Source organism: Sphingobium sp. SA2 (assembly GCF_032227065.1).
GTDB lineage: Bacteria > Pseudomonadota > Alphaproteobacteria > Sphingomonadales > Sphingomonadaceae > Sphingobium.
In genome coordinates this window covers 3262457-3289163 of sequence record NZ_JAPMXX010000006.1, presented here as the reverse complement: position 1 = coordinate 3289163, position 26707 = coordinate 3262457, and the positions used below count along the sequence as shown (strand labels likewise).

General features: G+C 64.7%; 27 protein-coding genes. 16 read left to right on the top strand and 11 right to left on the bottom strand.

Translation table 11 applies throughout. The annotated features are described in order from the left end of the window. Positions 1-334: 334 nt before the first annotated feature. Positions 335-460, bottom strand: coding sequence for a type B 50S ribosomal protein L36 (ykgO, locus tag OVY48_RS23465; RefSeq protein WP_003046794.1), 126 nt, complete (start codon positions 458-460; stop codon positions 335-337). A 200-nt stretch (positions 461-660) separates the two neighbouring features. On the opposite strand from ykgO, the gene OVY48_RS23460 reads away from it, so the two are divergent. Beyond that, positions 661-1257 carry a hypothetical protein gene (locus OVY48_RS23460; RefSeq protein ID WP_313924670.1) on the top strand — a complete coding sequence of 199 codons (597 nt, stop codon included), beginning with the start codon at positions 661-663 and terminating at the stop codon, positions 1255-1257. Continuing rightward, positions 1254-2384 carry a M14-type cytosolic carboxypeptidase gene (locus OVY48_RS23455; RefSeq protein ID WP_313924669.1) on the top strand — a complete coding sequence of 377 codons (1131 nt, stop codon included), beginning with the start codon at positions 1254-1256 and terminating at the stop codon, positions 2382-2384. The genes OVY48_RS23460 and OVY48_RS23455 overlap by 4 nt, the downstream gene beginning before the upstream one ends. Here OVY48_RS23455 and OVY48_RS23450 read toward each other — a convergent pair whose 3' ends face one another. From OVY48_RS23450 to OVY48_RS23440, 3 genes are all read right to left on the bottom strand, one after another. Next, positions 2385-3101: a dienelactone hydrolase family protein gene (locus OVY48_RS23450; protein WP_313924668.1), complete on the bottom strand. Its 717-nt coding sequence runs from the start codon at positions 3099-3101 to the stop codon at positions 2385-2387. A 26-nt stretch (positions 3102-3127) separates the two neighbouring features. After that, a complete protein-coding gene (locus OVY48_RS23445; RefSeq protein WP_313924667.1) occupies positions 3128-4126 on the bottom strand; it encodes a 50S ribosomal protein L11 methyltransferase in 999 nt (332 codons plus the stop codon). Positions 4127-4276: 150 nt separating this feature from the next. Further along, complete coding sequence (locus OVY48_RS23440) at positions 4277-5611, bottom strand: methyl-accepting chemotaxis protein (protein WP_043151574.1); 1335 nt, start codon at positions 5609-5611, stop codon at positions 4277-4279. A 196-nt stretch (positions 5612-5807) separates the two neighbouring features. Here OVY48_RS23440 and sdhC point away from each other — a divergent pair, with 196 nt between their 5' ends. From sdhC to sdhA, 3 genes are read left to right on the top strand one after another with little or no spacing between them, the layout of a single operon-like run. After that, complete coding sequence (gene sdhC / locus OVY48_RS23435) at positions 5808-6203, top strand: succinate dehydrogenase, cytochrome b556 subunit (RefSeq protein WP_037476149.1); 396 nt, start codon at positions 5808-5810, stop codon at positions 6201-6203. Next, entirely contained in the window at positions 6203-6592 is a 390-nt protein-coding gene (gene sdhD, locus OVY48_RS23430) for a succinate dehydrogenase, hydrophobic membrane anchor protein (RefSeq protein WP_313924666.1), read from the top strand. Before sdhC ends, sdhD begins: the two co-directional genes overlap by 1 nt. After that, a complete protein-coding gene (gene sdhA, locus OVY48_RS23425) occupies positions 6592-8394 on the top strand; it encodes a succinate dehydrogenase flavoprotein subunit (RefSeq protein ID WP_043151571.1) in 1803 nt (600 codons plus the stop codon). The genes sdhD and sdhA overlap by 1 nt, the downstream gene beginning before the upstream one ends. A gap of 52 nt (positions 8395-8446) precedes the next feature. Here the strand turns inward: sdhA and OVY48_RS23420 are convergent, their stop codons facing one another. The 4 genes from OVY48_RS23420 to OVY48_RS23405 are packed head-to-tail and all read right to left on the bottom strand — an operon-like array spanning position 8447 to position 9942. Continuing rightward, positions 8447-8740, bottom strand: a complete 294-nt coding sequence (locus tag OVY48_RS23420; RefSeq protein WP_313924891.1) for a type II toxin-antitoxin system RelE/ParE family toxin — start codon at positions 8738-8740, stop codon at positions 8447-8449. Continuing rightward, positions 8740-8982, bottom strand: a complete 243-nt coding sequence (locus OVY48_RS23415) for a type II toxin-antitoxin system ParD family antitoxin (RefSeq protein WP_069065127.1) — start codon at positions 8980-8982, stop codon at positions 8740-8742. Before OVY48_RS23415 ends, OVY48_RS23420 begins: the two co-directional genes overlap by 1 nt. Before the next feature lie 31 nt (positions 8983-9013). Further along, positions 9014-9472: a vgr related protein gene (locus tag OVY48_RS23410; protein ID WP_313924665.1), complete on the bottom strand. Its 459-nt coding sequence runs from the start codon at positions 9470-9472 to the stop codon at positions 9014-9016. Then, a complete protein-coding gene (locus OVY48_RS23405) occupies positions 9469-9942 on the bottom strand; it encodes a copper chaperone PCu(A)C (protein ID WP_313924664.1) in 474 nt (157 codons plus the stop codon). Before OVY48_RS23405 ends, OVY48_RS23410 begins: the two co-directional genes overlap by 4 nt. 174 nt (positions 9943-10116) lie before the next feature. On the opposite strand from OVY48_RS23405, the gene dnaK reads away from it, so the two are divergent. The 3 genes from dnaK (at position 10117) to OVY48_RS23390 (ending at position 13623) form a co-directional block, all read left to right on the top strand. Further along, positions 10117-12015, top strand: coding sequence for a molecular chaperone DnaK (gene dnaK / locus OVY48_RS23400; RefSeq protein WP_313924663.1), 1899 nt, complete (start codon positions 10117-10119; stop codon positions 12013-12015). Positions 12016-12081: 66 nt separating this feature from the next. Further along, positions 12082-13218: a molecular chaperone DnaJ gene (dnaJ, locus tag OVY48_RS23395; protein WP_313924662.1), complete on the top strand. Its 1137-nt coding sequence runs from the start codon at positions 12082-12084 to the stop codon at positions 13216-13218. A 114-nt stretch (positions 13219-13332) separates the two neighbouring features. Next, positions 13333-13623: a hypothetical protein gene (locus OVY48_RS23390; RefSeq protein WP_037475469.1), complete on the top strand. Its 291-nt coding sequence runs from the start codon at positions 13333-13335 to the stop codon at positions 13621-13623. Positions 13624-13827: 204 nt separating this feature from the next. On the opposite strand, the gene OVY48_RS23385 is transcribed toward OVY48_RS23390, so the two are convergent. Both OVY48_RS23385 and OVY48_RS23380 read right to left on the bottom strand, forming a co-directional pair. Then, on the bottom strand, positions 13828-15630 hold the full coding sequence (locus OVY48_RS23385; protein WP_313924661.1) for an acyl-CoA dehydrogenase C-terminal domain-containing protein: 1803 nt from the start codon (positions 15628-15630) through the stop codon (positions 13828-13830). A gap of 40 nt (positions 15631-15670) precedes the next feature. Then, positions 15671-16078: a MerR family transcriptional regulator gene (locus OVY48_RS23380; RefSeq protein WP_037475474.1), complete on the bottom strand. Its 408-nt coding sequence runs from the start codon at positions 16076-16078 to the stop codon at positions 15671-15673. A gap of 109 nt (positions 16079-16187) precedes the next feature. Between OVY48_RS23380 and OVY48_RS23375 the strand changes: the two genes are divergently transcribed. The 8 genes from OVY48_RS23375 (at position 16188) to OVY48_RS23340 (ending at position 25935) form a co-directional block, all read left to right on the top strand. Then, the gene (locus OVY48_RS23375; RefSeq protein ID WP_037475477.1) at positions 16188-16595 is read left to right on the top strand and encodes a DUF2946 family protein; all 408 of its coding nucleotides are present in this window, start codon (positions 16188-16190) and stop codon (positions 16593-16595) included. Positions 16596-16795: 200 nt separating this feature from the next. Beyond that, a complete protein-coding gene (locus OVY48_RS23370; protein ID WP_313924660.1) occupies positions 16796-18826 on the top strand; it encodes a TonB-dependent receptor in 2031 nt (676 codons plus the stop codon). A 22-nt stretch (positions 18827-18848) separates the two neighbouring features. Further along, entirely contained in the window at positions 18849-20120 is a 1272-nt protein-coding gene (locus OVY48_RS23365) for a PepSY domain-containing protein (protein ID WP_313924890.1), read from the top strand. Positions 20121-20161: 41 nt separating this feature from the next. Then, positions 20162-21784 carry an NAD(P)/FAD-dependent oxidoreductase gene (locus OVY48_RS23360; RefSeq protein WP_313924659.1) on the top strand — a complete coding sequence of 541 codons (1623 nt, stop codon included), beginning with the start codon at positions 20162-20164 and terminating at the stop codon, positions 21782-21784. Between the two features lie 103 nt (positions 21785-21887). Further along, complete coding sequence (locus tag OVY48_RS23355; protein ID WP_313924658.1) at positions 21888-22919, top strand: phosphoribosylglycinamide synthetase; 1032 nt, start codon at positions 21888-21890, stop codon at positions 22917-22919. Next, the gene (locus OVY48_RS23350; RefSeq protein ID WP_313924657.1) at positions 22919-23728 is read left to right on the top strand and encodes an NTP transferase domain-containing protein; all 810 of its coding nucleotides are present in this window, start codon (positions 22919-22921) and stop codon (positions 23726-23728) included. Before OVY48_RS23355 ends, OVY48_RS23350 begins: the two co-directional genes overlap by 1 nt. A 3-nt stretch (positions 23729-23731) precedes the next feature. Further along, complete coding sequence (locus tag OVY48_RS23345; RefSeq protein WP_313924656.1) at positions 23732-24820, top strand: sugar-transfer associated ATP-grasp domain-containing protein; 1089 nt, start codon at positions 23732-23734, stop codon at positions 24818-24820. Further along, complete coding sequence (locus OVY48_RS23340) at positions 24799-25935, top strand: glycosyltransferase (protein WP_313924655.1); 1137 nt, start codon at positions 24799-24801, stop codon at positions 25933-25935. The genes OVY48_RS23345 and OVY48_RS23340 overlap by 22 nt, the downstream gene beginning before the upstream one ends. Before the next feature lie 19 nt (positions 25936-25954). Here the strand turns inward: OVY48_RS23340 and OVY48_RS23335 are convergent, their stop codons facing one another. Beyond that, entirely contained in the window at positions 25955-26704 is a 750-nt protein-coding gene (locus tag OVY48_RS23335; protein WP_313924889.1) for a 3'(2'),5'-bisphosphate nucleotidase CysQ, read from the bottom strand. Between the last annotated feature and the right edge of the window lie 3 nt (positions 26705-26707).

Sequence of the window (26707 nt, the reverse complement as noted above, 5' to 3'; positions counted from 1 at the left end):
CACCCTCACCCAGCTACGACTAGGCAGCACGCTGCCAAGTCTTCGCAGCCCTCTCCCTCAAGGGAGAGGGGTTTGCACCTGGGCACCAACACCCGCGCAAGCGCTCGACACCCCTCAACCCGTTCGCCCTGAGCTTGTCGAAGGGCTTACTTCTTTGAAGAGAAAGGGGCTTCGACAGGCTCAGCCCGAACGGGGGGGGTACACCGCGCATTGTCCCAACCCCACCTGCAAACGCATCGAGCGCCCGATCATGCTTGATCGGGCGCTCTGAAAGGACTGATTCGTCCGATGGTTTAGGACAGCGCCGGAAACGGCACCATCCTGACCGCTATGCTTAGCCCTGGCGGGCTTTGAAGCGACGGTTGGTCTTGTTGATGACGTAGGTGCGGCCGCGACGACGGATCACGCGGTTGTCCCGGTGGCGGTCCTTGAGCGACTTGAGCGAGTTGCGGATCTTCATGGCATCGGCCCTTGGTGAATCTGACTGTGATGGAAAATCGAAGCGCTGCCCCTATGGGTGGGGCGGGCCAAAGTCAAGGGCGGCGGGCGCTCTTTTGCCGTTGTTCATCGGTCATGCAGCAACTTCATGGCTTTGCGCGTTGGAGGGAATATAGCTCATCGCGCCGTTTATCGGTGGATAGCCACGTTGGAGTGAAATCGATGTCGAAGCGCCTGATTCTTGCCGCCTGCCTTGCCCTGCCGCTGGCCGCGTGCGCAACCGCCGTGCCACAGGTGGAAGTGACGCGCTTCCATGTCGGCAATCCCGCCCGGACGGGCACGGTCGCGGTGGAGGAAATGCCCGGCAATCCTGACATCAGCCTGGAATTTCGCACCTATGCCGCCGCCGTTGCGCAGGAATGGCAGCGGGTGGGCTTCACCAGCGTCGCGCCGGGCGCGACGAGTGAGTATGTCGCATTGGTCAGCTTCCAGCGCAGCTTTCGTCCCTCAGGCCAGGCGCGCAACGATCGCCCCGTCACCGTCGGCATGGGTGGCGGCATTGGCAGCGGCGGCTTTTCGGGCATGGGCCTGGGCGTCGGTATCAACCTGTCGGGTAAGCCCAAGGATATCGTGACCACCCAATTGCATGTGCAACTGCGCCGCCGGTCCGATTCGGCGACGATCTGGGAAGGCCGCGCCTATACCGAAGCGAAGCAGGGCACGCCCGCCGCGCAGCCGGGCATTGCCGCACAAAAGCTCGCTGGTGCCTTGATCGGGGGCTATCCGGGCGAATCGGGCCGGACTATAACCGTCAAATGACCATTTCCATTTCCAGCGGCTTTGACAGCGGCAATATTCGCACCCTTTCCATCACCGATACGCCCGGCGGCGCGCGCGCCGAGCTGGAAATCGTGACCGATCATCAGAGCGACTTTTATCAATGGTTCCACTTCCGCGTCGCAGGCGCCGCCGGGCGCGAAGTGGAACTGGCGATCGTCAATTGCGGCGGGTCGGCCTATCCTGATGGCTGGGCCGACTATAAGGCGCGGGTGAGCGAGGATCGGGAAATCTGGACCCAGGCCGATACTAGCTATGCCGATGGCACGCTGACCATCCGGCTGGCGAGCGATGCCAATGTCGTGTGGGTCGCCTATTTCGCGCCTTATTCGATGGAGCGGCACCATGACCTGATCGCCTTTGCCGCCTGCCAGCCGGGCGTGGCGCATCGCGAACTGGGGCTGACGCTGGATGGCCAGCCGATCGACCTGCTGACCATCGGCGATGGGCCAAAGCAGGTGTGGCTCTATGCCCGCCAGCATCCCGGCGAATCGATGGCGCAATGGTGGATGGAAGGCGCGCTGGAGCGTCTGACCGACGAAGAGGATGCCGTTGCCCGGCTGCTGCGCCAGAAGGCGACCATCCACCTTGTCCCCAATATGAACCCCGATGGCAGCCGCCGGGGCCATTTGCGCACCAATGCGGTGGGGGTGAACCTCAACCGCGAATGGCATGACCCGTCTATGGAACGCAGCCCCGAAGTGCTGCTGGTCCGCAACGCGATGGATGCAACCGGCGTGGACTTCGCGATGGACGTGCATGGCGACGAAGCGATCCCTGCGGTGTTCATCGCCGGGTTCGAAGGCATCCCGTCGATCACCGATCGGCAATTGGCGCTCTATCACCGCTATCGCGACACGCTGGCGGCGCGGACGCCCGATTTCCAGACGCGCCTGGGCTATCCGGTAGCGGGCGCAGGGCGCGCGAACCTTGCCATGTCCACCAACCAGATTGCCGAGCGATTCGGCGCGGTGGCGATGACGCTGGAAATGCCGTTCAAGGATAATGACGACCTGCCCGACGCCGAAACCGGCTGGTCGCCCGCGCGCTCGATGCAGTTGGGCAAGGATTGCCTCGCGGTGCTGGCCGAGATGATCGACGCGCTCTGATCAGCCGAACAGGTCGCCCAGGAAATCGACCGTCGCGCGGAAACTGCGCCGGTCGGCGTCCGGGCTGTAAGCCAACCCCTTTTCGGGCATGTTGGCGCTTTCGTCGGTGAAGGCATGGCCGGTGCGGCCATAAGCGTGGATTTGCCAGTCGCAGCCTGCCGCCGTCAGTTCTTGCGCCAGCGCCACCATGGAGTCCGGCGGGGCGATGGGATCGTCCCAGCCATGGCAGATCAGCAATCGGGCGCTGATCGTGGCATTGGCGAAGGGCGGGGCATCATAGACGCCATGGAAGCTGACGCCGCCTGCAATGTCCGCGCCGCTGCGGGCCAGATCGAGGATGCATTTGCCGCCAAAGCAGAAGCCGATGGCAGCCGTGCGGGCAGGATCGACCTCGGCCAGCCCTTTGAGCACATCATGCGCGGCATTGACCCGATCACGCAACACGGCACGGGCGGCATTCAGCGCGTTCATGTAGAGCGCGGGATTGGCGTCGGCACGGGTAGTGCGCTTGCCCTGACCATAGACATCGGCGACCAGCACGGCATAGCCCAGCGCCGCGACCTTTTCCGCATAGGCGAAGTCGGCTTCCTTGGTGCCCAGCACATTGGGGAAGAGCAAGATGCCCGGCCGCGGCCCGGCGGCGGTATCGACCACGGCCACGCTTTCGAACGGGCCGTCCGGGCCATCATGCAGGGTGATGCGACGGGTGATGGTCATGGCGGCGCTCCTCTTTAGATACTGCTTTAGATACTCCCGAAACCGGGCGCTTCGCCGCGTGCGGCGGGGTTCAAGCGGCGGGGGCGTTTCCAGCCGATGACGGGCCGCTTGCGCAGGCGCAACGTCGGCCAATCGCCCCGATCGGCGCGCTCGGCCAGCCGCATCCCCTGCGCCCGATAGGCAGATAGCACCGCGTCCACCTGTTCGTTGAGCAGGCCCGCCAGCAGGATGGTGCCGCCTTCCTCGACCATCGCACAGAGCGAGGGCGCCAATTCGATCAGCGGCCCGGCCAGGATATTGGCGATCAGCAGGTCATAGGGCGCGCGGGTGATGATCGCGGCATGATCGACCCCGGCGGCGGCGTAGAGCGCGACCTGCCCCTGTCCCCGACCGACGGCCATGCCATTGGCCAGCGCATTTTCCGCGCTGATCTCCACCGCGACCGGATCGATGTCCGACGCTGTGGCATAGGCGCGCGGCCACAGATGCAGCGCGGCAAAGGCGAGCAGCCCGGTGCCGGTACCGATGTCGGCAACATTGCCGAACCGCATGCCAACCCGGCGCATCCGGTCGAGCATGGCAAGGCAGCCGGCCGTCGTTTCATGCTGGCCGGTGCCAAAGGCGCGGCTGGCGGCGATCAGCAGGTTGACCTGGCCGGGCTGTTCGGGATCGCTGGCGAGGTTGCGGACATGGAAGCGCCCGGCCGTGACCGGTTCCAGACCCTGCTGGCTGATCGTCACCCAATCCTCGTCGGGCAGCGCTTCGACGACTGGCTTGGTCCGCGCGGCGCTGGGCACCATCGATCGCAGCAGTTTGATCGCGGCGGGGCTGGGCTTGCCTTCGAAATAGGCGTCGAGCCGCCAGGCATCCTCATCATCGGGTTCCGCCTCGCTGGTCATCAGCACGGGCGGCCGGTCCATCATCGCAAAGGCGGCAATGTCCCCGTCCAGCGCTTCGGCCTCGGCGCGGGTGCAGGGCAGGGTGACTTTCCAGCTTTGGACCGCTGGGGTGGTAGCATCGTTCATCCTCCCGCCTTTAGAGCAGCAGGGCAGGGAGGGGAAGCGTTTGGCAGCCGATCCTTAAGCCTCTGCGTCATCCTGACGAAAGTCAGGATCCATTGGCTCTACCTATGCGGGTTTCCTGAACGGAGCGCTATGACGGGCCAAGGCGTGGTGTCAGGCGACCTGGCGGCCAAAGTCGGTCGAGGCATTGCGCAGGCTGGCGAGTTTGCCCTCCACGCTGACGAAGCCGCGTTCGAGCTGGTCGATTTCCGACGCGACCACTTCGGTGTCCTGGCGGATCGCCGAAATGGTGGTCGACATGGAATCGGCGGCCAGCGCGGTCTGATCGACGGCGGCGGTGATCATGGTGACGGTCTGCGCCTGCGCGTCCATGGCATGGCGGATGCGCTCGGCGCTCGCTTGCACTTCGCCCACCGTGTCGCGGATGCGTTCGTTGGTTTCCACCGACTGGCGGGTCGAGGCCTGGATGTCGGCGATCTTGCTTGCAATCTCGTCGGTCGCGCGCGCGGTCTGGTTGGCGAGGCTCTTCACTTCCTGCGCAACGACGGCAAAGCCGCGCCCGGCATCGCCCGCGCGCGCTGCCTCGATCGTGGCGTTGAGCGCGAGCAGATTGGTCTGGCCGGCAATGTCGCGGATCAGGCCCAGGATCGATTCGATCGACTTGGCATGGTCGGACAGGGTGGCGGACATGGTGACGGCATCGCCCGATTGCTGCGCGGCCCGCTGGGCCACCCCGGCAGCGCCCTCGACTTCGGTGCGCGCATCGTCGATCGCGCGGATAAGGCCAGCGGAGGTGCGGGCCGCTTCGCGCATCGCGAGCGCCGATTGTTCGGCGGCGGCGGCGACTTCCGACGCCTTGCCCAGCATGCCGCGTGTGGCGGCGGACGCATCCTTGGCCTGTTCGCGCAGCGATTCGCCCAGGCGAGTCGCGCCGTCCAGTTCGCCCATGATCCGCTGTTCGAACAAGGTGCCATAACGCTGCCGTTCGGCGCGTTGCGCTTCGGCCTGATCGGACGACAGCACGTTGCTCATGAAGCCCGCGTCGAGCATGCTGATTTCCAGGACCGTGGCCATCAACCGGCGCAGGCGCGCATCATCGTCGCGGCACCGTTCCCACAGCAAATTCATGATCGTGTCGTTGGCCTTGCCGACAGCCACCAGCACAGAACGCACCGGCACGCCGTGTTTGCGGGCGTGGCGCACGCAATCGGCCGCAGAGCGGGTCCAGCGTGCCTCCTGGAAATGCATCAGCTTATGGGCGGCATAGACACGCGATTCGGCCCGGATCTTGTCGATCACGGACTGGGCCAGACGATCGATCAACCCGGTTTCCCGCATATAGCTGTCGAAGAATGCCGCCGCGACCTGATCGATGTCCGCCTCGATCAACAGGCCGATTTCTTTTGCGTTACGGGCAATCGTCCCGTCGGGGTCAATGCCCGCCACATAGTCAGAGGCGGTTTCGGCAGGAGAAACGAAGGACGACATGGCTGGACGGCCCCTGTTGGTGGGATGTGCGATACTCTCAGCCTGTCCTAGCGTGATTTGGTTAATCACTTCTTATGCGCAAACGCCCAAATCCGGCACGGACATTGGGGCAGCCATGCCCGGCGCGGCTTGCCCTCCTGTGCGTTCGCTCTTAAGGGGGGCGGGATCAAGGAATATAGCAGGGACAAGGGTAGATATGGCGCGATCCAACAGCCGGCCGCTCTCGCCGCATTTGACCATATGGAAATGGGGACCGGCCATGACCGTCTCCATCATCCATCGCGTGACCGGCAACGGTCTGGCGACGGCCGGTGCGCTGGGCCTCATCTGGTGGCTGATGGCCGCCGCGACCGGGCCGGAAGCCTATGCGACCTTCGTCGCCTGCGCCACGTCACCGATCGGCTACCTGGTGATGATCGGGCTTAGCTGGTTCTTCTTCCAGCATCTTTTCTCCGGCCTACGCCATTTCGTGCTGGATTTGGGCGCGGGATATGAACTGCGCAGCAACAAGAGCTGGTCGATCGCGACCTTCGCGGCGTCGCTGGCCGTGACCGCCCTGCTGTGGCTCTATATCTTCGGAAAGGGTTTCTGATGGGCAACGGAACGGGTATCGGCCGCGTTCGCGGGCTGGGTTCGGCCAAGCACGGCGCGCATCACTGGCTGGCGCAGCGCTACACCGCCGTCGGCAACCTGCTGCTGGTACTGTGGCTGATTTTCAGCCTGATTAGCCTGCCCGGCCTCGATTATGAGAGCGTCGTGCTGTGGATCGCCAACCCGCTGGTGGCAGTGCCGATGATGCTGATGATCGTCAGCATCTTCTGGCATCTGCGCCTCGGCATGCAGGTGATGCTGGAGGATTATGTCCACGATAAGGGCATGGCTTTCTTCTCGATGCTGCTGCTTAACTTCTATGCCTTTGGCGGCGCGGCCGCAGGCGTCTTCGCGATCGCCAAGATCGCCTTCACAGGGGTCGTCGAATAATGACGCAAGCCTATAAGATCATCGATCATACCTATGACACCGTGGTCGTGGGCGCGGGCGGTTCGGGCCTGCGCGCGACCATGGGCAGCGCTGAAGCGGGCCTCAAGACCGCGTGCATCACCAAGCTGTTCCCGACGCGCAGCCACACGGTCGCGGCGCAGGGCGGCATCGCGGCAAGCCTTGGCAACAATTCGCCCGATCACTGGACCTGGCACATGTACGACACCGTCAAGGGGTCGGACTGGCTGGGTGATCAGGACGCGATCGAATATATGGTGCGCGAAGCGCCTGCGGCGGTCATCGAGCTGGAACATGCGGGCGTGCCGTTCAGCCGCAACGAGGATGGGACGATCTACCAGCGTCCCTTCGGCGGTCATATGCAGAATATGGGTGCCGGCCCGCCGGTGCAGCGCACCTGCGCCGCCGCTGACCGTACCGGCCACGCGATGCTGCACGCGCTCTATCAGCAGTCGCTGAAATATGACGCGGACTTCTACATCGAATATTTCGCCATCGACCTGATCATGGAAAATGGCGAATGTCGCGGCGTGATCGCCCTGTGCATGGAAGATGGATCGATCCATCGCTTCCGCGCCCATGCAGTGGTGCTGGCGACGGGCGGCTATGGCCGCGCCTATTTCTCCGCGACTTCGGCGCACAGCTGCACTGGCGACGGCGGCGGCATGGTGTTGCGCGCAGGGCTTCCGCTCCAGGATCTGGAGTTCGTGCAGTTCCACCCGACCGGGATCTATGGCGCTGGCGTGCTGATCACCGAAGGCGCGCGCGGGGAGGGCGGCTATCTCACCAACTCCGAAGGCGAGCGCTTCATGGAGCGCTACGCCCCGTCGGCCAAGGATCTGGCCTCGCGCGATGTCGTGTCGCGATCGATGGCGATGGAAATGCGCGAAGGGCGTGGCGTTGGTCCGAACAAGGATCATATCTTCCTGCACCTCGACCATATCGATCCCAAGGTGCTGGCCGAGCGCCTGCCGGGCATCACCGAAAGCGGCAAGATTTTTGCCGGTGTCGACCTGACCCGCCAGCCGCTGCCCGTCACGCCGACGGTCCATTATAATATGGGGGGCATTCCCTGTAACTATCATGGCCAGGTGCTGACCAAGAAGGACGGCGATCCCGAAGTCGTGGTCCCCGGCCTGTTCGCGGTCGGCGAAGCGGCCTGCGTATCGGTCCATGGTGCCAACCGCCTCGGCTCCAACTCGCTGATCGATCTGGTCGTGTTCGGCCGGGCGACGGGTCTGTTCCTCAAGGACAATCTGAAGCCCAATGGCAGCCACAAGCCGCTGGCGTCGGATGCCGCCGACCTGGCGCTCAGCCGCCTCGACAAATATCGCAACGCGACCGGCGGCACGCCGACCGCGAAGCTGCGCCTCGAAATGCAGCACACGATGCAGAAGCACGCCGCCGTGTTCCGCGACAGCGCGCTGCTGGCCGAGGGCGTCGACAAGATGCACAATGTCTATGCGGGCATGCAGGATGTCGGCGTGTCGGATCGTTCGCTGATCTGGAACACCGACCTTGTCGAGACGCTGGAGCTGGACAATCTCATGTCCCAGGCCGTCTGCACTATGGTCAGCGCGGAAAACCGCAAGGAAAGCCGTGGCGCGCACGCACATGAGGATTTCCCGAACCGCGATGACGAAAACTGGATGAAGCACACGATCAGCTGGTTCGACGGCTGGGGTGGTTCCGGCGGCGAAGTGAAGCTCGATTATCGCCCGGTCCATGATTACACGCTGACCGACGAAGCCGAATATGTGCAGCCCAAGGCGCGGGTATACTGATCCGCGATCAGGGATGACGATGAAGAGGGCGGGCCGAAAGGTCCGCCTTTTTTCATTCCAGATGGTTCAGATGATCCGCGCGCTGATGCAGGATGCGGACGATATCAATGCGTTCGTTTCCATGCAGATAAAAGATCGCATGCGAACCAGAATTGAATTTTCGTAATCCGCGCGCCAGATGCGCGCAGTCAGTGCCTATGAACGGGCTGGTAGCAATGAATCGTATGGCCGCGCGGATGTCGCCAACATAGGCGTCCGCCTGATCCATGTCCCATTGCTCGGCGCTATAATCCCAAATTTTGTCGATATCATCCTGCGCTTGCGGCCGAAGGACTATTTGACGCATCACCGAGCGGATCTTTTTGCGGCCAAAAATGCATCGAAGTCAAACTCTTGCCCAGGCCCGCTATCCAGCCCTTCCTGAATCGCCGCCCTGAGCGCTTCCAGCTTCTGCTCTTCCGACTCCAGCATCCGCAATCCCGCGCGGATCACTTCGCTGGTCGATCCGTAGCGGCCTTCGCTGACCTTGCGTTCGGCGAACTCGCGGAAATGGTCGCCCAAGGCGACGGAGGTGGTCTTGCTGCTCATGCTACCATCTTACCAAATATTGGTAGTCACTTCAACCGAACGGCAGCAACGCCTCATAGACGTCCAGCCCTGGTTTCCCCGCCACCGCCACACCCTGTCGCAACAAAAACGCATGGCGCACGATCTCGGCCTGCTGCTCGATGCCATAATGCGCGAAGGGCTTGCCCGGCAGAACCGCATAGTCATAGCGGCAAAAGGGGTGGCGCATCAGCGGCAGCCACCATTTCCCTGAGCGTTGCGCCTGCCACACATGGGTCATTTCGTGAATGAAATGCGCTTGGGTATGGAGCGGGCTGTCGCAGAAATCGGCGCAGAACAGGCCGCCTTGCGGGTGAAACCACAAATGGCCATCGGGCGCCATCGTCACCCGGCTCGGCTGAAACGGCCACCATTTGCGGTTATGCACCCGCACCCGATCATAGGCGATCGCCCGCCCGAACATGACGCGGGCAAGCGCGATTTCATCGGGCGTCAGGCTACGGCTGCTCAATGGCCCTCATGCGCAGCGGGTTTGGTTGCAGCCGCGCCCGCCGCCTCCGTCTTGCGAATCACCGCGTCCACCAGCAGGCGTTTGCCATCGCTCATCAGGAAGGTCAGTTCCATCTTGCCCTGGTTGATTGCCGCATCGTTGATGCCCCACAGCATCAGATGCTTGCCGCCGGGCGCAAAGGCGACCTCGCCCTTGGCGGGCACGTCCACGCTGTCGATCGGCTTCATCGTCATGACGCCCTTGTCCATTACGCTTTCATGCATTTCGACGCGGACGGCATAGGCGGTCAGCACGCCGCGTATCTGCACGCCCGCATCGCCGCCATGCGCGACGAAATAGCCGGCCGAGGGCGATTCCTTGTTGGGCGACAGCCGCACCCAGGCCTGGTCGATGTAGCTTGGCGCAGGGTCGCCGCACGCGGTCAGCGCCAGCGGGGCCGCGAGGGCGATAAGGGCGAAGGGCGCGCGCATTGGTCACTCCATGACTGTCTCGTTTCCGGTCGATGACATAGCTAATGGCCGCTGCTTCTTGTGCCAAGCAAAAGCACGCCTATATCGCCCATGCAGACCGGCCTTGCCTTGGCGCTTTCGTGGGGTATGGGGCCGTCAACCGCTGAATGAAATTTGGGGTTCAAAGAGGACACAATGGCAAAAGTAATCGGTATCGATCTTGGCACCACCAACAGCTGCGTCGCCGTCATGGACGGTGGCAAGCCCAAGGTTATTGAAAATGCGGAAGGCGCGCGCACCACGCCCTCCATCGTCGCCTTCGCCAAGGATGGCGAGCGCCTGATCGGCCAGCCGGCCAAGCGCCAGGCGGTCACCAATGGCGACAACACGATCTTCGCGGTCAAGCGCCTGATCGGCCGCCGCTTCGACGATCCCATGACCAAGAAGGACATGGAACTCGTCCCCTATGACATCGCCAAGGGTCCGAACGGCGACGCCTGGGTCCGCGCCGGTGGTCAGGATTACAGCCCCGCGCAGATTTCGGCCTTCACCCTGCAGAAGATGAAGGAAACCGCCGAGAGCTATCTGGGCGAAACGGTTACGCAGGCAGTCATCACCGTTCCTGCCTACTTCAACGATGCCCAGCGTCAGGCGACCAAGGATGCCGGCCAGATCGCAGGCCTCGAAGTCCTGCGCATCATCAACGAGCCGACGGCGGCTGCGCTGGCCTATGGCCTCGACAAGCAGGACGGCAAGACGATCGCGGTCTATGACCTTGGCGGCGGCACGTTCGACATTTCCATTCTGGAAATCGGCGATGGCGTGTTCGAAGTGAAGTCGACCAATGGCGACACGTTCCTGGGCGGTGAAGATTTCGACGCCAAGCTGGTGCAGTTCCTGGCCGACGACTTCAAGAAGACCGAGAGCATCGACCTGACCAAGGATAAGCTGGCCCTTCAGCGTCTGAAGGAAGCCGCTGAAAAGGCGAAGATCGAACTGTCCTCGGCCCAGTCGACCGAAGTCAACCTGCCCTTCATCACCGCCGATCAGAACGGCCCCAAGCATCTCGTTAAGACCATTACCCGGTCGGACCTGGAGCGCCTGGTCGCCGATCTCATCAAGCGCACGATGGAGCCTTGCAAGAAGGCGATGGCGGACGCCGGCGTTTCGGCAGCGGACATCAGCGAAGTCGTCCTGGTCGGCGGCATGACCCGCATGCCCAAGGTGCGCGAAGCCGTGAAGGAATTTTTCGGCAAGGAACCGCATACCGGCGTGAACCCTGACGAAGTCGTCGCCATGGGTGCCGCCATTCAGGCGGGCGTGCTGCAGGGCGACGTCAAGGACGTGCTGCTGCTCGACGTGACGCCGCTGTCGCTGGGCATCGAAACGCTGGGTGGCGTGTTCACCCGCATGATCGATCGCAACACGACCATCCCGGCCAAGAAGAGCCAGGTCTATTCGACCGCCGACGACAATCAGCAGGCGGTGACCATCCGCGTGTTCCAGGGCGAGCGCGAAATGGCGGCGGACAACAAGATCCTCGGCCAGTTCGACCTCGTCGGCATCCCGCCAGCGCCGCGCGGCGTGCCGCAGATCGAAGTCACGTTCGACATCGATGCCAACGGTCTGGTCAATGTGTCGGCCAAGGACAAGGGCACCGGCAAGGAACAGCAGATCCGCATCCAGGCGTCGGGTGGCCTGAGCGATTCGGACATCGACCAGATGGTCAAGGATGCCGAACGCTTCGCCGAAGAGGATAAGAAGCGCCGTGAGGCAGCCGAGGCGAAGAACAACGCCGAAAGCCTGGTCCACACCACGGAAGCGCAGCTGGCCGAACATGGCGACAAGGTCGATGCGGCGCTGAAGGGTGAGATCGAAACCGCGATCGCCGCGACCAAGTTGGCGATCGAAGGCGGCGATGCTGAAGCGATGAAGAGCAAGGCGCAGGAACTCGCGACGATCGCGATGAAGCTGGGCCAGGCCATTTACGAGAAGGAGCAGGCTTCGGCCGCGGCTCCGGGTGCGGATGCGCCCAAGGCCGATGACGATGTCGTCGACGCCGAATTCTCCGAAGTGGATGACAACAAGGCGTAAGCCGATGCCCCATATCCCTCACCCCGGCCATGGTCGGGGTGAGGGAAGAGGTGGGCGGGGGTCCGAATGACGACCGAAATCGATTATTATACGCTGCTCGAAATCGAGCGCACCGCCGATGGTGCGCAGATCAAGAGCGCCTATCGCAAGCTCGCGATGAAATATCACCCCGACAAGACGGGGGGATGTGCCGAAAGCGAAGCCAAGTTCAAGGCGGTGTCGCAGGCCTATGAGTGCCTGAAAGACCCGCAAAAGCGCGCGGCTTACGATCGCTTCGGCCATGCCGCCTACACCCAGCATGAGCAGGGCGGCGGCGGTGGCCATCGCGCCAATGCGGGCGGATTTTCCGACCTTGGCGATATCTTCGAGACCATCTTCGGCCAGTCCGGCTTTGGCGGAGGCGGCGGTGGTCGTCAGCAGCAGCGGCGCGGCGCGGACCTGCGCTACGACCTCGAAATCAGCCTCGACGAAGCCTATCATGGCAAGCAGACGCAGATCGAAATCGAAGTGTCCGCCGCCTGCGACACCTGCGAAGGGTCGGGCGCGCAGCCCGGCACCGGGGTCAAGACTTGTGGCACCTGCAAGGGCCATGGCCAGGTGCGGGCGCAGCAGGGCTTCTTCATGGTCGAACGCACCTGCCCATCCTGCCATGGTGCAGGGCAGGTTATCGAAAGCCCCTGCCGCGCCTGTCGCGGTGAAGGCCGGGTGGACAAGCCCAAGTCGCTGTCGGTCAACATACCGGCGGGCGTGGACGAAGGCACGCGCATTCGCCTGACCGGCGAAGGCGAAGCGGGCGCGCGCGGGGCTCCTGCGGGCGACCTCTACATCTTCCTGCACGTGACGCGGCACAGCTTGTTCGAGCGCGAGGGCACGACGCTCTTCTGTCGCTGTCCGGTGAGCTTCACCACGGCGTCACTGGGCGGGTCGATCGAAGTGCCGGGCCTCGATGGCGTGCGGCATGAGATCAAGATCCCGGCCGGTATCCAGTCGGGCAAGCAGATCCGCCAGCGTGGTGCTGGCATGCCGGTGCTGAACGGGCGCGGGCAAGGCGATCTAGTCGTGCAGATCGACGTCGAAACGCCGACCCGGCTGACCGCCCGGCAAAAGGAATTGCTCGAAGCCTTCCGCGAAACCGAAACCGGCGAAGAATGTCCGGCCTCGACTGGTTTCTTCGGCAAGATCAAGGATTTGTGGGGCGATTGACGCCGGACATTGTCCCGACCTTCGTCCTGTCCGAAAGCACCAACGTCTGACCGCTGGAACCAATAAGATTGCCAGACCGTTTCTCCCTCCACAACGACATGAGGAGGGTTTTACATGGTTGACGTTCGTAATGATGGATATGACGATCGCCGGGTTATCGTGGAAAAGAAGGGGCCGGGCCGCACAATCGCGATTGTGCTGATCGCCATTCTTGCGATCGTCGGCATCCTGTTCGCCACCGGCTTCTGGAAGGCCGACGTGAGCGGCGGCGACATGCCCGAAGTCAGCGTCGATGGCGGCGCATTGCCCAATGTCGATGTCGATTCGAAGGAAGTCGTCGTTGGCACCGAGGAAAAGACGGTCGAAGTGCCGACCGTCGGCGTCAAGGATAATGGCGAAGACTAATGTCTGAACTGCCCTGACGAGATCCACGGACCTGTTCCCCGGCGAAAGCCGGGGTCCAGTTCCAAGCTCTGATCTGGGCCCCGGCCTGCGCCGGGGAACATGAACAGTCGCTACGGATCAGCGCACACAGCTATCAGTGTTTGTTCGGCAGACAAAAAAAGGGGCTCCGTGACATGTCACGGAGCCCCTTTTTCGTGTCTCGCCTCAGGCCGCCAGGAACATGTCCGGGTCGAGCGCCATCAGCGCGTCGGCCCCGCCTTCGATCTTGCGGCGCAGCGATCCCGCGTCGGGCATGATCCGCTCGGCAAAGAAGCGCGCCGTGACCAGCTTGGCTTCCAGGAACTTGGCGTCGCCTTCCCCCGCCGCCAGCAACGTCGCTGCCGCCTTGCTCATCCGCAACCACATCAGGCCGGTCGCGACGATGCCCACTATGTGCATATAATGATGCGCGCCGGCCCCGGCATTGTCCGGGTTCTTCATGGCGTTCTGCATCAACCACATGGTCGCCGCGCCTAGTTGCGCGCTCGCCTTCTCCAGCGATTCGGCAAAAGGCGCGAGCTTCTCATTCCCCTTGGCCTCGGCCACCTCGTCGGCCACGACCTTCAGGAAGGCCTGCAGCGCGCGGCCGCCATTCATCGCCAGTTTGCGGCCGACCAGATCCATCGCCTGCACGCCATTGGTGCCTTCGTAAATCTGGGCGATGCGCGCGTCGCGCACATATTGTTCGACGCCATTTTCCCAGATATAGCCATGGCCGCCAAACACCTGCTGGCAGGCGACGGCGATGTCGAAGCCGCGGTCGGTGCCATAGCCCTTGATCACCGGGGTCAGCAGCGACAGCATGTCGTCGGCCGCCTGCCGCTCTTCGGGGGTTTCGGCATGATGCGACAGGTCGGCCTGGAGCGCGCCCCACAGGATGAGCGCGCGCAGCCCTTCGGTCATCGCCTTGGCTTCCATCAGCATGCGGCGCACGTCGGGGTGGACGAACAGCGTGTCGGCCTTCTCTTCCGGCTCCTTGGGGCCGGTGAGCGCGCGGCCCTGCCGCCGGTCGCGGGCATAATGGACGGCATTCTGGAAAGCGATCTCCGCCTGGCCCAGCCCCTGCAGGCCAACGCCCAGCCGCGCGGCGTTCATCATGATGAACATGGCGGCGAGGCCCTTATTCTCCTCGCCCACCATCCATCCGGTCGCGCCGTCATAATTCATGACGCAGGTGGCGTTGCCGTGAATGCCCATCTTATGTTCGATCGACCCGCACGACACGGCATTGCGATCGCCCAGCGATCCATCGTCATGCACCATCATCTTGGGCACGACGAACAGCGAAATGCCCTTGCTGCCTTCCGGTGCATCCGGCGTCTTGGCGAGGACGAGGTGGATGATATTGTCCGACAGGTCATGCTCGCCCGCCGAAATGAAGATCTTGGTGCCGGTGATCGCATAGCTGCCATCGGCATTGGGAACCGCCTTGGTCTTGATGAGGCCGAGGTCCGTGCCGCAATGCGGTTCGGTCAGGTTCATCGTGCCGGTCCATTCGCCCGACACCATCTTGGGGATGTAGCGCTGCTGCAGCTCGTCGCTGCCCTTGGCGATCAGCGCCGCGACCGCACCCGCGGTCAGGCCATGATACATTTCGAACGATTGGTTGGCCGACAGGACATATTCGTCCACTGCCGTCGCCAAGACGCTGGGCAGGCCCTGGCCGCCAAATTCGACCGGGCCGTGGATGGTGGTCCAACCGCCTGCGACGAACTGGTCGAACGCCGCCTTGAAGCCGGTCGGCGTGGTTACGCTGCCGTCGGGGTGACGGGTGCAGCCTTCCTTGTCGCCCACGGCATTGAGCGGAAACAGGACTTCGGCGGCCATCTTGCCGCCTTCGGTCAGGATCGCGTCGACGAGGTCAGGCGTGGCATTCTCAAAGCCGGGCAGATTGGCGTAGCGCTCCAGCCCGACCACATGGTCCAGCACGAAACGGGTGTCGCGAACGGGGGCGGTATAACTGGGCATGATCTTCTCCTGCGAGTTTTTTATGAGAGGCAGTTGGTATTCAGTGGGCAATGGTGGCGACGAAGGCATCCAGTTCGGCGATGGCGGCGTCGATATCGTCCTTCTGCCGGTTGAGCAGGTCGATGCGCGCCTTGCACTTGGCGACCGTCACGCGGCGCTGTTCCTCATGGGCTTCGTCGGCGTCGTAGAGGTCAATCATCTCGCGGATTTCGGTGAGGCTGAACCCCACCCGCTTGCCGCGCAAGATCCAGGCCAGCCGCGCCCGGTCGCGCCGCGAATAGATGCGCGCCAGACCCTGCCGCTCCGGCGAGATCAGTCCTTCATCCTCATAGAAGCGCAGCGCGCGCGCCGTGACGCCGAATTCTTCCGACAGGTCAGTGATGCTGTAGCTCTGCCGGTCGCTATGGTCGGGCAATTCGATGCCCGCGATGCTGCTGCGATTGTCCATGGGGATAGAGATAATGGCACTTTACGTTTACGTCAAGGTGAGTGGGTTGGCTGGGACAATTTGTGTCGGTGACAGGTCGCCGATCATCGGTTAAGCGCGCAACGTGACCATGGGGGCAATCAGACGATCGGAGGGTGCGCGCGGCCTGCTGGCGGCGTTAGCGCTGCTCGTCCTTGCCATCCAGATGATCGTGCCGCCCGGCTTCATGCCTGTGCGCACGGCGCAAGGCGTCGTCGTGACGCTCTGTACCGGGCAGGGCGCGGTCAATGTCGTGGTGAACCGCGACCAGGCACCGGGGCAGGGCGATCATCAACCCGATGACGCCATGGGCAGCCAACAACATTGCCCCTTTGCCGCATCGGTCCAGCCGATCGTCCCGCCGCTGATCCTCGCCGATCTCACGCTGCCGGCCTGGACGCTGGCCTTTGGCCCGATTGCCTTCGCGCTCAAGACCGGCCTGATCGCCCGCCTAGCCGCGCCACCCCCACCGTCCTCCGGGCCGCCGACAGCCCTTTGACATCCTCCCCCTGTGGGGGAGGTGGCACGCCGAAGGCGTGACGGAAGGGTGTCGCCGCCATCGATAGGGTGACACCCCTCCGTCCGGCCTGCGTCCAGCCACCTCCCCTGTCAGGGGAGGATCGTGTCTGTCCAGCCCCCATCCAGCCGATCAAACAGTAGGTCGCTGGATTAAAATAACATTATCAATAGGTTAAATCCATGCGCCATCATTCCGGCCTGCGCAGCATATCGCTGTGTGCCCTCGCTTTGTCGTCCGTCCCCGCTTTCGCCGAAGAGGCGGACCAGAGCCGCATCATCGTCACCGCCAGCCCGATGATCGAAGCCGCCACCGCCCGCGTCCAGCGCACCCCAGGCGGCGTCGATGTCGTCGCGGCCGACGCCTTCGAGGATAAGGTCGCCGTCTCGCTGCGCGATGCGCTGACCTTTTCGCCCGGCGTCTATACCCAACCCCGGTTCGGACAGGAGGTCCGCATCTCGATCCGGGGATCGGGCCTGTCGCGCGGCTTCCACATGCGCGGCCTGACCCTGTTGCAGGACGGCATTCCACTCAACCTCGCCGACGATAATGGCGATTTTCAGGAACTCGACCCGCAGGTCTTTCAGCATATCGAGGTCTATCGCGGCGGCAATGCGCTGCGCTTTGGCGGATCGACGCTGGGCGGCGCGATCAACGCCGTGACGCCGACCGGGCGCAGCGCGCCGGGCGTAGACCTGCGCGTCGACGGCGGCAGCTTCGACACGATCCGCACAAAGGCCGCCTATGGCTATGCCGACGAACGGGGCGACGCCTGGGCCGCGATCACCACGGATCGGTCGGATGGCGACCGCGACCATGGCAAGCGTCGATCCTATCGCTTCAACGGCAATGTCGGGGTCAAGATCAGCGAAAATGTCGAAACCCGCTTCTACGCCAGCGCCCAGACTATTCGTCAGAAGCTGTCCGGGTCGCTGTCCGAAAAATCAGTGCTGACCAATCCGACCAGGGGCAATTTCGTCGGCGATCAGGCGCGCGACATTGATTCGATCCGCTTGCAAAACCGCACCACCATCGCGCTTGGCAATGGCACGCTCGCCTTCGGCCTCTTCTTCAACGCCAAGGATCTTTACCATCCGATCTTTCAGGTGATCGACCAGAAATCGGAGGATCGCGGCGCGTTCGCCAGCCTTGACCTGGCGGGCGATCTGGGTGGGATGCCGGTGGAAGTGACACTCGGCAGCCAGGCGCGCTTCGGCAAGGTGACCGCACGCCAGTTCGTTAATATCGCAGGCGACCGTGGTGCCCCAACCGCTTTGGTCCAGCAGCGCGCGCAGACGATCAACAGCTATGGCGAAGCGCGCATTGCCCCGATGCCGGGCCTGTGGCTGATCGGCGGCGGCGTCTACACCCATGGCGAGCGCAAGATCGACAACCGCTTCGCCCCGGCGCGCCGCGGCGACGCCAGCTTCGATGCTTTCGCGCCCAAGATCGGCCTGCTTTACGAACCGAGCGAAACACTGCAATTCTTCGCCAATTACAGCCGCTCGGTCGAACTGCCGGGCTTTAGCGAACTCAGCCAAACGCCCGCTGGCGGCGCGCCCGGTTTCACGCCCGTCCGCGCGCAAAAGGCGTGGACGGCGGAGATCGGCACGCGTGGCCGCATCGGCATCGCCGCTTGGGACATCAGCCTCTACCGCGCCGACATCAAGGGCGAGATGCTGCAATATAGCGTGATCGCGGGCGTCATCCCGGCCGCCACCTTCAACGCCGACAAGACCCGGCATCAGGGGATCGAGGCGGGCCTGCAACTGGCCTTCACCCCCTGGGCATCGCTGCGGCAGGTCTATCAATATAGCGATTTTCGCTTCCGCAACGATGCGGTCTATGGCGACAATCGCCTGCCAGTGGTGCCGCGCCATTTCTATCGCGCCGAACTGCGGCTGGGCAATGACCGGATCAGCGTGTCGCCCTCGGTCGAATGGCTGCCGCAGGGGGCGTGGGTGGATTATGTTAACAGCAAGCGGGTCGGGAGCTATGCGCTGCTCAACCTCGGTGCGCAGGCGCAACTGCGCGACGGCGTGACCCTGTTCCTCGACGCGCGCAACCTGACGCAGAAGCGCGCCGTCGGCGACATCAGCGCGCTCGTCCGCTACGCCGCCGACAATATCGCCACCGCAGCGGATGAAGGCAGCGTCGCTTTCTATCCGCTCGAACGCCGCGCCATCTATGGCGGCGTGCGCGCGCGTTTCTAAAGCTCAGGGGGAGGACAGGATGATGACAGACGGTGCCTTCTATCGGGCGATGATGCGCTGGCATTTCTATGCCGGGATCATCGTCCTGCCGATCCTCGCGCTGATGGCGGTGACGGGCGCGCTCTATCTCTACAAGCCGGAGATGGAGGCATTTCTCTATCCGGTCGAGATCGCCGCCAAGCCGGGGGTGCCGACGCTGCCTCCCGCTCGCCTGATCGCCGAGGTCGAACAGGCGAGCGGTGAACAGGCGACCCAGATCACCCATCCCGCCAGCGCCACCCAAAGCTGGCGGGTGACAACCAAGGCCGCCGATGGCGCGGCCACCGTCCATTTCGTCGATCCGCATGACGGCCGCCTGCTGGGCGTCATGCAGGGCGGCGGCCTCATGAAGACGGTCAAGGATTTGCACAGCCTCGCGCTCACCGGCGCGGTCGGCAACCGGCTGGTCGAGGTGGTGGCAGGCTGGGCGATCCTCCTGTGTATCACGGGCCTCTATCTGCGCTGGCCCCGGCGCGGCCAGCCCGCCATCGCCATAAGGGGCGCGGTGAAGGGGCGGCTCTTCTGGCGCGACCTGCATGGGACGTTGGGTTTCCTGTCGGCGGGCGTCATCCTGTTCCTCGCAATCACCGGCATGCCCTGGACGGATGTCTGGGGCGGGGGCCTGCGCGCGGTGGTGGCGGCGAATGACTGGGGCCGCCCGAAGATGGCGGTCATTCCCTGGACGGCCCCGGCCAAGGATGCGCTGCCCTGGACTCTGCGCGAAGGTGGGGTGGCAAAGGGCGCGGCGGGCGACATCGGCGTCGATGCCGTCGCGGGAATCGCGGCGAAGCGCGGGCTGGCGGACGGCTATCAACTCATCCTGCCCGCTTCCCCTGGCGCGCCCTATCTGGTCGTCACCCTCGTCACGCGCGCCGCCGACTCCCGCGCCATCACCATCGATGCGGCCAGCGGCGCGGTGGTGCAGGATATGGACTGGCGCATGTTCGGCCCCGGCGCAAAGGCGGTCGAATGGGGCATCGCCACCCATCAGGGCCAGCAATATGGCGAGATCAACCGGCTGCTGATGCTCGCGGGCTGTGTCTGTCTGCTCGCCTTGTGCCTGACCGCGCCCGTCCTGTGGTGGAAGCGGCGCAAACAGGGCCGCCTGACCGCACCACCGCGCGCGACAGGGCGCGCGGAACGGGTCGTCGCCGCCACGATGCTGCTGCTGGGGGCGCTGTTCCCGCTGACCGGCCTCAGCATGATTGTGGCACTGGCGGGCGAATGGCTGTTTGGGAAGATGCGCCCCTCCTGACGCCGCTTCCGTTTGGGGCACAGAGCGACTATGGGCAGCGCATGATCCGCCTTTCCGGCCTGAAACTGCCCCTCGACCATCCTGCCGAGGTGATGCCGCCTGCGATATGCGCGCGCCTTGGCCTGCAACCCGAAGAGCTGCGCGGCCATAGCCTCGTGCGACGCGGCAATGATGCGCGGCGGCGCAGCGCGATCCAGCTCGTCTACACGCTCGACGTCGATGTCGCCGACGAAGCGGCGGTGCTGGCGCGCTTCGCCCATGACCATGACGTCCGCCCGACGCCCGACACCAGCTATGATTTCGTGACCCATGCGCCGGATGGCTGGCAGGGCAAGCGGCCGGTCGTGATCGGGGCGGGGCCATGCGGCCTGTTCGCCGGGCTGCTGCTGGCGCAGATGGGGTTCCGCCCGATCATCGTCGATCTGGGCAAGGTGGTGCGGGAGCGGACCAAGGACACTTGGGGCCTGTGGCGGCGCGGTGAGCTGAACCCCGACAGCAATGTCCAGTTCGGCGAAGGCGGGGCGGGCACCTTCTCCGACGGCAAACTCTATTGCCGGGTGAAAGACCCGCGTTTTCTCGGCCGCAAAGTGCTGGCGGAGTTCGTCGCGGCGGGCGCGCCTGACGATATATTGTGGGAAGCGCACCCCCATATCGGCACCTTCCGCCTCGTCACCATGGTCGAATCCATGCGCCGCCAGATCGAGGCGCTGGGCGGCGAATATCGCTGGCAGACGCGCGTCGATGATCTGGTGCTGGAGCGGCGGAGCGACGGCTCGCAGCAATTGCGCGGCATCGTCATTCAGGATGGCAGCGTGATCGAAAGCGATCATGTCGTGCTTGCGGTCGGGCATAGCGCGCGGCCAACCTTCACCATGCTCCATGGCCGGGGCGTGCATATCGAACCCAAGCCCTTTTCCATCGGCGTGCGCATCGAACATCCGCAAAGCTGGGTGGACAAGGCCCGCTATGGCAGTTGCGCGGGCCACCCGGACCTGGGCGCGGCGGCCTATAGCCTGGCGCATCACTGCGCCAATGGCCGCACCGTCTATAGCTTCTGCATGTGTCCGGGCGGCCGCGTCGTCGCCGCCACGTCGGAGGAAGGGCGCGTCGTCACCAACGGCATGAGCCAATATAGCCGCGCCGAATTCAACGCCAATTCGGGACTTGTGGTCGGCATCGACCCGGCACGCGATTATCCCGATGGGCCACTCGCGGGGATCGATTTCCAGCGCCATTGGGAATCGCAGGCCTATGTGGCGGGCGGCTCTTCTTATTGGGCGCCGGGGCAGACGGTTGGCGATTTCCTGGCCGGGCGTCCGTCAACGTCATTGGGATCGGTCACGCCGTCCTATAAGCCGGGCGTCACCCCGACCGACCTGTCGCGCTGCCTGCCCGATTTCGTGGTCGAGGCGTTTCGCGAGGCGCTGCCCATATTCGGTCGGCAACTCGCGCAATATGACCATCCCGACGCGGTGATGACGGGTGTGGAGACGCGCACATCCTCCCCCATCCGCATCACCCGCGACAAGGATTTCCAGAGCCTCTCGGTCGCTGGCCTCTATCCGGCGGGCGAAGGCGCGGGTTATGCTGGCGGCATCCTGTCCGCCGCGATCGACGGGATCAAGGTGGCCGAAGCGGTGGCGAAGGCGATCGTCGCCGCCTGACTTGGATCGGTCATCGCGCCGTCATATCGCCGCCGCCTGACCGTCGCATCATCGTCATCGCGCGGTCGCCACCCTGTCATCGCAGGCGGCTAGATAGGGTGTCATGCTGACCCATATCGACCGCTGCATCCGCATTTCCCCGGCCGACAAGGCCCGGTTGCGTTTGCTCTTCCTCGCCAAACATGCCCGCGCATCCGGCCAGCCCGATGCGGTCGATGGCAATCACGCCCTCTATCATCATGAGATGCGATCGACGCTGGAGGCGATCGGCCTGCATGTCCGCGTCGCCGACAGCTATGAAGCGCTGTTCGACCGGCCCGATGTCGATTTCGTGGTGACCCTGCTCAATCGCGGCGGCTTTCAGAATAGCGAGATGCTCGCGCCGCTGCTGCTCAGCTGGCGCGCCATGCCGCATATGGGCGCAAGCCCCATATTGCGCGGCGTGTCCGACGACAAATATCTCTCCAAGCTGATCGCGCAGGCGCATGGCGTCCCGACCATGGCGGCGCAGATATTTCGGCGCGGCGGCCTGCCCGCGCAGCCCGGCTTTGCGGCCGAACGGCTGGTGGTCAAGCCCAACGCTTCCTCCGCCTCCTGGGGGCTGGCCATGGTCGATAGCTGGGATGAGGCGCTGGCCCATGTCGATCATCTTCAGGCACTCGGCCATGATGCGCTGGTGGAGGCCTGGGCACCCCTGCTCGACATCGCCGTGCCGGTGGTGGGCGGCAGCAGCGGCCAGCCCTGGATATTGCCGCCGATGATGTATGTCCCCGCCGATCCCCATCGCGCGCGCAGCCATGAGGAAAAGCGCGGCCTGATCGATGCGGGTGATGATCCGCTGGTGCTGGTCGAGGACCGCGACCTGCTCGCCCGGCTCGACGACCTGACCCGTCGCTTGCTGCCCGAATTATGGCCGTTCGACTATGGCCGGTTCGAGTTCCGCTATGATCCGGCGACCGGCGCGGTGCAGTTCATGGAAGTGAACCTGTCCTGCAACCTCTGGTCGAAAAAGACGATTTCGCGCTCGGCCGCGTCCATCGGTGTCGATCATCAGACGCTGGTGGAAACCATCATCGGCCATAGCCTGGAACGGCAGGGTCTGTTGACCGAAGTGCCGATGCGGGTTGCGGCCTGATGGGTGGGCGCACCACCGCACTGGTGCTGGCGGGCAAGCGCGACGGCGCGACCGATCCGCTCGCGCTGGAAGCGGGCGTCACCCATAAATGCCTGGTGCCGGTACTGGACCAGCCGATGCTGGTCCATGTCATCGACGCGCTGGCGGCGAGCGAGCGGATCGGCGAAATCCGTGTCGCGATCGAGGAACCGGACGTGTTGGCGGGTCTGCCGCAACTGCGCGGCCTGATCGCCAGCGGACGGCTGGTGGCGATCGGCGCGCGGCCCAATCTGGTGGATTCGGTGCTGGCGGCGGCGGACGGCGCGCGCTTTCCGCTGCTGATCACCACCGCTGACAATGTGCTGCTGACCCCGCCCGCCATCGCCGAGATGCTGGATGGCTGCGTCGCCGAAGGGGCAGACGCCGCCGTTGCCTTCGCCCGGCGCGCATCGGTGCTGGCCGCCCACCCGGAGGGGCAGCGCAAATTCTACGCCTTTGCCGATGACAGCTATTCCAACTGCAACAGCTATTGGCTCAAAGACAAAGCCGCACTGGCCGCCGCCGAAACCTTCCGGTCGGGCGGCCAGTTCGTCAAGCATCCGCTGCGCATCATCGGCGCGTTCGGCCTGCTCAATCTCCTGCGTTTTCGCTTCGGTATCGGCACGCTGGCCGCGACCTTCGCCCGCTTTTCACGCCGCTTCCGCCTGACCATCGCCCCCGTGATCTTGTCCGATGGCGCGGTCGCGATCGACGTCGATAACGCCCGCACGCGCGGGGTGGCGAGCGAGGTGCTTGGTCGCCGCGTCACCATCGCCCAGGCTGCGGAATAGAATTTGCCCACGCTGCGCGCGTTGCCCGGTCGGGGCGACAATGACCTGCTCGCCGCCTATCGGGCGGGGCTGACCCGGCACTGGCCGATGCGTCGGCACCTGCTGGCGCGCTTGCTCGCGGGAGCCGGGCAGGGCGGCTGGACCCCGGCCGAGCGGCATCTCCTGTCCGATGCGGTGCGGCAGCGGGGGCTGAGCATGCGCGACCGCAAGGGGCTGCACCGGCTGCTCAATCCGGGTGCCTTTCCTTTCGCCAGCAATCCGTTGAAGAATAAACAACTTTTCGCGCAAGTCGCACAGGCGGCGGGCCTGACGATCGCGCCAGCCTGTAATCCCGATCGCGACGATCTGGCCGCCTGGCTGGCAGCCGAGCGCGACATCATCGCCAAGCCCAGTTTCCGCTCGAAGGGCCAGGGGGTCGAGCGTTTCTGGCGTGATGAGCATTGGCGCGGCTGTGATGGCCCCATCGGCGGCGACCTGCTACGAGCGCGGTTGCTGCGGGTGTGGCGCGAGGGCGGCGTGATCCAGCGCCGCCTGCCGACCCATGCGGCGCTTGCCGACCTGTCGCCCGGCGCACTGCCGACGCTGCGCGTGATGACCTGCCTTGATGAAGATGGCCTGCCCGAAGCTTGCGGCCTCGCGCTGCGGCTGTCGGCCGGGGGCATCCGTCCGGTCGATAATTTCAATGCGGGCAATCTCGTGCTGGGCGTCGATGCCGCCGGACGCTGCGGTCCCGCCTGGCTGGGCGGCGGTGCAGGCGCGCCAAGCGTCCATGCGCACCACCCCAAGACAGGCGCGCCGATCGAGCGCTTTATCCTACCCGACCTCCCCGCCGCGATCGCGCTGGCGCTGAACGCGCACCATGTCTTTCGCACCGGCTTCACGGTCATCGGCTGGGATGTCGGCTTGACCGACGCCGGGCCTATGTTGGTCGAGGGCAATTGGAACCCCGGCACCGACATCCTGCAACTGGTGGAGGGACGCGGGGTCGCGGACATGCGGCTGGGCGCGCTCTATCGCCACCATCTCGACCGACTGCCTGCGCAAGCCTGGTGCGCCGCCCGCGCGATAGAATGGGACCGGCGGCGGGCGTGATCTGCGTCTATGTCCACGCGCTGGTCGCGACCGGCGTGGTCCGCAATGCCCGGCTGATCGCCGCCGATCTTGCCGCGCAGGGGCATCAGGTGCAACTGGTCACCGCGCTGCCGGGCGGGGAGGGAGTGTCGGGCGTCGTCCATCATGCCCTGCTGCCTCGCGCAGGCCGATCGCGCCTGTGGGAAAAGCTGCGCGCGGCATGGGCCTTACGCCGCCATCTGCGCGCCACCTGCCCGGCGCTGCTGATCTCGGCGGGCAATCACGGCCATGGCACCGTCTGGGCAGGCAGTCGCGGGGTGGGGGCCACGCAGCGCGTCTATCGCATCAGCAATGACATCATGCGCGCCATCCCCGGCGCGCCATCGGGCGGCATCAAGCGCTGGGGCCGCGCCGCCATGGCGCGGCTGATCGCTGCCGATGTCGCGCATCTGGTGCTGGTATCGCCGACGCTGGCCGACACCCCGGCCTTTCACGCAGCAACGCGCGCAGGGCGCGTGACGGTGATCGCCAACGGGATCGATGCCGCCGCCGCGCGCCAACATATTGGTGACACGGCTCCGCACCCCTGGTTTGGTGGCCCTGTGCCGGTGATCCTCGCCATCGGCCGCCTCGCCCCGCAAAAGAATTTCGCGACCCTGCTCGCCGCCTTCGCCCATCTGCGCAAGACCCGGCCCGCGCGCCTCATCATCCTGGGCGAAAGCCGCGACGATGCCTGCACGCGGTTGCGCGCCCAGGCCACAGCGCTTGGCATCGCCGACGATCTGGCGCTGCCTGGCACGGTCGCCAATGTCTTTCCCTGGCTGGCGCGCTGCGACGCTTTCGTGCTGCCCTCCTGGTGGGAAGGGTCGGCCAATGTGCTGCTGGAGGCGATGGCGGTGAATGCGCCTTGCGTCGCGTCGCGCAGCGCGGGCAATGCGGCGCACTTGCTCGACGGCGGGCGTCATGGCCTGCTGGTCGATCCAGCCGATCCCCGCGCGATGGCGGATGCGCTGGCGCGTCAGATTACCCCGGCGACCCGCCTTCGCCCCGGTGACCGGATCGAGGCCTTCGGTCTGGAGGCGGTATCCAAAGGGTGGCGTGATCTCGCCAATCACCTGCTCGCCGGGCGATCCTGACCGCCCGGCGACAGCGCAATCAGGCGGCGTCCTGCGCCAGTGCCGCAATATGCCCCAGCACCATCTCCGCATGTTCCTGCCGACAGATCAACAGGTCGGGCAGATAGACGTCGCGCTGATTATAGACGAGCGGACTGCCATCGATGCGGCTGGCATGCAGACCATGCGCCAGCGCGACGGCGGCAGGGGCCATGCTGTCCCATTCATATTGGCCGCCCGAATGAAGATAGATGTCGGCCTGACCCAATATGATCGCCATCGCCTTCGCCCCGGCCGATCCCATCGGCACCAGTTCCGCGTCCAGCGTCTGCGCGATCGCCACCGCTTCGGCGGCAGGCCGCGTGCGCGACACCACCATGCGCAGCTTTTCCGGCGCAGGCGGGACGACGCGCGGTTCATCCGTCCGCAGCACGACGCCGCCCTCAAACCCCGGCAAGGCGACCGCGCCGATTACCGGCGCGCCATCGATCGCCAGCCCGACATGCACCGCCCAGTCCGCCCGCGCCTCGCCATATTCGCGCGTGCCATCGACCGGATCGACGATCCAGACACGCGACTGGGCGAGCCGGTCCTCATAGTCCTTCTCTTCTTCGGACAGCAAACCATCCTCGCCCCGCACTTCGCGCAGCGCGTGGCACAGAAACTGGTTGGCGGTCTGGTCGCCCGCCTTGCCCAGCGCCTTGGCACTGAACACCCCGGACTCGCGGACCTCGACCAGGATGCGCCCGGCCACCTCCGCCAGATGGGCGGCCAGCGCCGCGTCGCTCATCCC